Annotated in this window: 6 protein-coding genes and 1 pseudogene; 4 read left to right on the top strand and 3 right to left on the bottom strand. The window is 70.9% G+C overall.

Features of this window, described 5'->3' with window-relative positions; genetic code table 11:
• Positions 1 to 424, bottom strand: a pseudogene (locus BMY07_RS06065) (DUF349 domain-containing protein); the annotation flags it as partial.
• 179 nt (positions 425 to 603) lie between these two features.
• A complete protein-coding gene (locus BMY07_RS06060) occupies positions 604 to 1,185 on the bottom strand; it encodes an RNA polymerase sigma factor (protein ID WP_092775424.1) in 582 nt (193 codons plus the stop codon).
• 604 nt (positions 1,186 to 1,789) lie between these two features.
• Between BMY07_RS06060 and BMY07_RS06055 the strand changes: the two genes are divergently transcribed.
• The 3 genes from BMY07_RS06055 to BMY07_RS06045 all read left to right on the top strand — a co-directional run bounded on the left by BMY07_RS06055 (position 1,790) and on the right by BMY07_RS06045 (position 4,285).
• Complete coding sequence (locus tag BMY07_RS06055) at positions 1,790 to 2,569, top strand: enoyl-CoA hydratase/isomerase family protein (protein WP_092775487.1); 780 nt, start codon at positions 1,790 to 1,792, stop codon at positions 2,567 to 2,569.
• A gap of 72 nt (positions 2,570 to 2,641) precedes the next feature.
• A complete protein-coding gene (locus BMY07_RS06050) occupies positions 2,642 to 3,862 on the top strand; it encodes an NAD(P)/FAD-dependent oxidoreductase (protein WP_177215464.1) in 1,221 nt (406 codons plus the stop codon).
• A 36-nt stretch (positions 3,863 to 3,898) separates the two neighbouring features.
• Positions 3,899 to 4,285: a response regulator gene (locus tag BMY07_RS06045; protein ID WP_092775422.1), complete on the top strand. Its 387-nt coding sequence runs from the start codon at positions 3,899 to 3,901 to the stop codon at positions 4,283 to 4,285.
• Between the two features lie 2 nt (positions 4,286 to 4,287).
• Here the strand turns inward: BMY07_RS06045 and BMY07_RS06040 are convergent, their stop codons facing one another.
• On the bottom strand, positions 4,288 to 5,508 hold the full coding sequence (locus BMY07_RS06040) for a GAF domain-containing sensor histidine kinase (RefSeq protein WP_092775486.1): 1,221 nt from the start codon (positions 5,506 to 5,508) through the stop codon (positions 4,288 to 4,290).
• A 175-nt stretch (positions 5,509 to 5,683) separates the two neighbouring features.
• Here BMY07_RS06040 and BMY07_RS06035 point away from each other — a divergent pair, with 175 nt between their 5' ends.
• Entirely contained in the window at positions 5,684 to 6,100 is a 417-nt protein-coding gene (locus tag BMY07_RS06035; protein ID WP_092775421.1) for a DUF6319 family protein, read from the top strand.

Raw genomic sequence — 6,100 nt, 5'->3', positions numbered from 1 at the left:
CGTCGGCGGCGGTGCGGACCTTGTCCTCGACGGCGCGGAGTCTGCCCTCGAGTTCGCGGATGCGTTCGCGGGGGACCTTGCCGATCTCTTCCCAGCGTTCCTGGACGCGGTGCAGTGCGGTGCGGGCGGCGTCGAGGTCGGTTGTGGTGATCTTCTCGGCCTCGGCCAGCAGTTCTTCCTTCTTGCGGGCGTTGTCGGCGAACTCGGCGTCGCGTTCGTCGAAGACGCTGGAGCGGCGGGCGAAGAAGGCGTCCTGGGCGGCGCGGAAGCGTTGCCACAGGGTGTCGTCGGCGTCCTTGGGTGCGCGTCCGGCGGCCTTCCACTCGATCATGAGGTCTTTGTAGCGGCCTGCGGTGGGGCCCCAGTCGTCGGACTCGGAGAGCCGCTCGGCCTCCTCCACCAACTCCTGCTTGCGGGACTTCGCCGAACGCTGCGCTCGCTCGCGCTCGTCCCGAGCCGCTCGGGCCGCCGGATCGTCCGACATCCAAGCCGTGAGCCGGGTCAGACCTGCCTCCATGTCGTAGCCGGGGTCATCGCCAAGAGGCGCGGAGTCCATGACTTGGAACAGGCCGGTCAACTGGTGGTCAATCGGATTCTGATCGCTCACTGCTCTACCTCCTTCCGTTCGCTCCGGGCGATCGGGCGTTCTGATTCGACAAGGAACGGCACGTCAGGGCCGATATTGGCAATGATCTCGTCGCGAGCGTGCTTGATGTGCACACGGACGGTGGACGGCGCGATACCGAGGTGGTCCGCGATCTCTCGCGTGCTCATGCTCTCGTGCCACCGCAAGTAGGCGACCCGGAATCGTGCTGTTGGCATCGTGAGCAGGAGTTTCCAGCAACGTTCGAGGAGGATCAGGTGGACAGCGCGGTAGTGGGTGTCCTCAGGAGCCGTTGAGATGCCTGTTTCGGTCAGCGACTCGACCCCTGTCGACTTCCGCCACGTGTCGATCGACTTGTTCCGCACGACCGCGAACAGCCAAGCCCGCCGTCTGCCGGCACTGAGCGGGCGCAGCGCGGGCCAGGCGAGCGCGGCGGCCTGGAACGCGTCCTGCACCTGGTCCTCTGCTGACGCGGCGTCGCCCCGATTGAGGCGAAAGGCGTATCGGTGCAGATCACGTGCCGTGTAGCGGAACAACTCGGCCACCTCCTTCGCGGCCTCGTCAGGAATCCGCGGACTCATCGTGGTCCTCCTGCCCGGGCGAGCGATCTTGCCCGATCTTGACCTCGACGCGAGAGGAGCAGCCCGCGGGCGCCATCACCACACTGGTGCCCGCAGGTGCGCGTTCGACCAGGTGAAGAAGTGTTCTGCCGGTGAGGTACTCGGCTACCAAGCCAGCCACGGCCAACGCAACGCATCCGCAGGCGGCTGACCAGGACCACATGCCCATGCCGGCGGCCAGTGGTGGACCGATCCATGCGGCGAGTCCGCCAGATGTGATTCTCACACCCAGGTGTCGAGCCCGACCGGGAATCTGTTTAGTCACGGGTCTTGTTTCGCCTAGATCCGCCGATCGGTGGCCCGTGACCTCATCGTTGGCGCCGAGTGGGTGAGGAGGTGACCCGGACGGCCGAGATCCGGTCCTGCTGGGCGTGGCCGTGTGCTGTCCCGCGACTACACCGACCTGGGGTGGGACGCGAGAACGCGCTGCTCAACGAGAGAACGGCAAGGGCTTCCAGGCTGGTTCGGCGTAGGCCCGGTGTCGGTGGGGCGGCGGGCTTCGGTGTCCGGCGGGCGCGGGTGGTGCGTGATAGCCATAGGGCCGGGACCGGTCGACGGGAGGGAGATTGTGGTGGGTGTGGTGTTGGAGCGGATTGGTGGGGTTGCGGTGCTGACCATCGATAATCCGCCGTTGAACCTCTACACCGTGGAGTTGCACGAGAGCTTCGCGGTGGCGTTGGACGAGCTCGAGGCTCGGCCTGCGCGGGCGGTGTTGGTCAGGGCCGCGGGGGACATCGTCAGTGGTGGGGTTGATGTCGCCCTGTTCGCGGCGCAGCGGTCGGTGGTGGAGGCGAAGGCGCTGTTCGACGTGATGGTGGAGTTGCCGGAGCGGATCGCGGCGTTGGAGTGTCCTACTGTGTTTGCTGCGCACGGGTTGTGCTTGACCTGGGCGTTCGAGGTGGCGTTGGCGTGTGACCTCTTGTTGGCGGTCGAGGAGTCGCGGTTCGGGTTGGTGGAGAGCGTCATCGGGCTCACCCCGACCATGGGCGGCACCCAGCGCCTCGCCGCGCGGGCGGGGGTCGCCAGGGCCAAGGAGATGGTGCTCACCGGCGACAAGTACGACGCCGACACCCTGCACGCCTGGAATGTCGTCAACGAGGTCTTCCCCGAAGCGGGCTTCGCCGACGCCGCCCTCTCCTACACCACCCTCCTCGCGGACGGCCCCACCCGCGCGCACGCCGCCACCAAGTCCCTCCTCCGCCACTTCGAGGCCGGCGGCATCCCCCAGGCGACCGCCCACACCACCGCCACCGCCGCCGCCCTCTACGACACCGCCGACCTCCAAGAGGGCGTCCGCTCCTTCCTGGCCGACGGCCCCGGTCGGGCCACCTTCACCGGCCACTGATCCCGCGAAGCCGGGTCCGGGGTCCGTGTCGGACGGAACGGGGACCGGGGTGGGCTGGGTACGGTGGCGGGCGTGGCGACGGAGACCGACATCGTGGTGGTGGGGGCCGGGCTGGCCGGGTTGACGGCGGCCAGGGTCCTGGTGGAGGCCGGGCGCGAGGTCGTGGTCGTCGAGGCGGACGAGGCGCCGGGGGGTCGGGTTCGGACCGACCGGGTGCAGGGGTTGTTGCTGGACCGGGGCTTCCAGGTGCTCAACGCCGGCTACCCGGCCGTGCGGGACCTGCTCGACCTCGACGCCCTGGACCTGCGGCCGTTCCTGCCGGGAGCCCTGGTCAGCGACGAGACCGGGCTGCACCTGCTGGCCGACCCGGTGCGTGAACCCGGCACGCTGCGCGCGACGTTGCGGGCCCCGGTCGGGTCGCTGGCCAGGAAGATGATGCTCGGGGCGTACGCGGCGGCGTTGGCGGCCGCGCCCGCGAAGACCCTGCGGGAGCGCGACGACCGGCCGTTCCGGGTGCGGCTCGCCGACTACGGGATCACCGGGCCGCTGTACGACCGGTTCGTGCTGCCGTTCCTGTCCGGGGTGTTCCTCGACCCCGAGCTGACCGTGCCCAGCCGGTTCGCCGAGTTCGTGGTGCGGTCGTTCGCGCGCGGCACGATCGGCGTGCCCGCGGCGGGGATGCGCGCCGTCCCGGACCAGTTGGCGGCCTCGCTGCCGACCGACGCGATCCGGTACAGCTACCCGATCCGCGAGGTCCACCCGGGACGGGTCACCGGCGAGTTCGGGACGGTCACCGCGCGGCACGTGGTCGTGGCGGTCGACGGCCCGGCCGCGCACGCGTTGTCCGGTGGGCGGATCCCGGCGCCGCGCACGCGCGGGTGCCTCACCTACTACCACCTCGCGGACTTCCCGCCCGTCGCCGAGGCGGCCATCGTGGTCGACGGCGCGCGGCGCGGACCGGTGGTCAACAGCGTCGTGCTGACCAACACCGCGCCCGAGTACGCGCCGGGCGGGACGCTGGTGTCGTCGACCGTCCTGGGCACCGAGGACCCCGGCGAGCCCGCGGTCCGCGCCCACCTGGCGGCGATGTACCACCGCGACACCACGTCCTGGCTGCACGTGCGCACCTACCGCGTCCCGGAGGCGCTACCCGTCCACACCGGACCGTTGCGCAAGCCGGTCGCGCTCGGCGACGGCGTCTACGTGTGCGGCGACCACCGCGACACCCCGTCGATCCAGGGCGCGATGGTGTCGGGCAGGCGAGCCGCCGCGGCGGTGCGCGCGGCGCGGTGAGCTGCCGGAACGCCGCCCTGCCCGCACAATGTGGGGATGGCCGCGCCCGAGCGAGCAATGCGAGTCCTGGTGGTCGACGACGACCAGGACCTCGTCGACCTGATGGAGATGTGCCTGACCACCTACCAGGGGTGGGACGTGCAGGCGGTGACCTCGGGGGTGGAGGCGCTGCGCCGGTGCCGAGACGAGGCCCCCGACGCGGTGCTGCTGGACGTGGACATGCCCGAGCTCGACGGTCCCGGTGTGCTCGCGGCGTTGCGCGCCGACCCCGACACCTGCGCGGTACCCGTCGTGTTCGTGACCGGCGCCGCTGAGCCCGACCTCAACCAGCGCCTGTGCGCCCTAGGCGCCGCCGCGGTCCTGTCGAAGCCCTTCGACCCGCGTCGCATCGGCGCGGAGGTCGCCCTCATCCTCGGCTGGTAGGCCTACCACCACGGCCGGTCCTCGTCCTGCGGACCGTCAGCAGGGACAACGACCTCGAAGACGCTGCCGCCGTCCGGTGCCAACAGGGCTCGGATGGTGCCGCCGTGCGCCTCGACGATGCCGCGGGTGATCGCCAGCCCCAGGCCCGCGCTGCCCGCCTGGCGCTGGGCGGGGACCTCGAACTGGACGAACGGCTCGAAGATCGCCGCGAGCCGGTCCGGCGGGATCCCCGGCCCGTGGTCGCGGACGGTGATGGTGGTCCAGTTGCCCGCGCGCTCGGCGGCCACCTCCACCTTCGTGCCCGGCTCCGACACCCGCACCGCGTTGGCCAGCAGGTTCGTCAGCACCTGCACCAGCCGGTCGGCGTCGCCGCGCAGGTGCAGCGACTCGGGGCAGGCGACCACCACCGGGACCTGGCCGGTGCGGCTGGCGTGCTCCACCGAGTGCACCGCGTGGTCGACCACCTCGGCGAGCGACACCCGGTCGAAGCTCAGCCGCAGGTCGCCCTTGCGCATGTGGTGCAGGTCGAGCACGTCCGAGGACATCCGCACCAGCCGCTGGGCGTTGCGGGCGGCGATGCCGACCAGGTCGCGGACCCTGGGGTCGAGCTCGCCGAAGTCGCCGGACAGCGCCAGTTCCAGCGAGCCGCTGATCGAGGTCAGCGGGGTGCGCAGCTCGTGGCTGACGACCGAGACGAAGTCGGTCCTGGCCCGCACCGCGTCGCGCTCCCACTGGGTGGCCTGCACGACCGCGCACTCCAGCTCCACCCACGCGGCCAGGTCGCGCAGGCACTGGCGCTCGGCCTCGTCGAGGTGGCGGACCTGCATGCCGACCACGCACAGCGTGCCGACCAGGTGCCCGGACGGGGCCGCGATCGGCTGGCCCGCGTAGAACCGGATGTACGGGTCACCCACGACGTGCGGGTTGTCGGCGAAGCGCGGGTCGAGGGTGGCGTCCGGGATCTCCATCATGGTCGGCTCGGCGATGGCGTGGGAGCAGAACGAGACGCTGCGGTGGGTCTGCTCGGCGTCGAGCCCGACGCAGGACTTGAACCACTGCCGGTCCACGTCGACCAGGCTGACCAGCGCGATCGGCACGTCGAGCAGCCGCTGGGCGAGCCGGGTGATCCGGTCGAACCGCTCCTCGCGCGGGGTGTCGAGCAGCCGCAGCGCCTTCACCGCGGCCAGCCGTTGGATCTCGGAGTCCCATCCCGCACCGGACACGCGCACCCTCCCTCTCCACCATCGAGTATCGAGGCCCTGACCAGGCCCTTCACCTCCCGATCGGAGATGCGCCCGATCGAGTGACGTCGGCAGCTACCCGACCCGGCGATCCCGACCAGGCGAACGAGTGTTCTAATTCACCGGATTCACCACGCGTCGTGAGAGGGAGTGGATCTTGTCCACCGAGACCGAGACCGAGCAGGCGGAGACCGTGGCGACCGAGTCGTCGGCCCCCGCCGCCGCGCCTGAGCAGCCTGCCGTCGCGGAGCCGCCGACCAAGAAGCCGAGGGCGCCGCGCGCCCAGAGCACGGCGAAGAAGACCCGCACCGTCGAGCTGACCCTCACCGTCACCGGCACCGCCGATGGCGAGTGGCAGGCCGAGCTCAGCCAGGGCGGCAAGCGGATCCTGCAGGGCCTGCAGGTCCCCGCCGCCGCCGTGTCCCGTGCGGCGGCCGAGCTGCACGAGGACATCTCGAAGACCATCGAGGCCGTCCTCGACACCGCGCGCGAGCAGCACCGCGCGCGGATGGAGGAGCTCGAGGCGGAACTGTCCAAGGTGAAGGCGGCCTTGGCAGACCTCCAAGAGGGCTGA

It is taken from the genome of Actinokineospora terrae (assembly GCF_900111175.1).
In the GTDB taxonomy this organism is placed as follows: Bacteria; Actinomycetota; Actinomycetes; order Mycobacteriales; family Pseudonocardiaceae; genus Actinokineospora; species Actinokineospora terrae.
Note: the sequence above shows the minus strand (reverse complement) of the source record. Positions and strands in the feature narration are given on the sequence as shown.

Excerpts from the sequence above, each read along its gene's own strand:
- BMY07_RS06045 (WP_092775422.1), top strand. The coding sequence starts at position 3,899 with ATGGCCGCGCCCGAGCGAGCAATGCGAGTCCTGGTGGTCGACGACGAC.
- BMY07_RS06060 (WP_092775424.1), bottom strand. The coding sequence starts at position 1,185 with ATGAGTCCGCGGATTCCTGACGAGGCCGCGAAGGAGGTGGCCGAGTTG.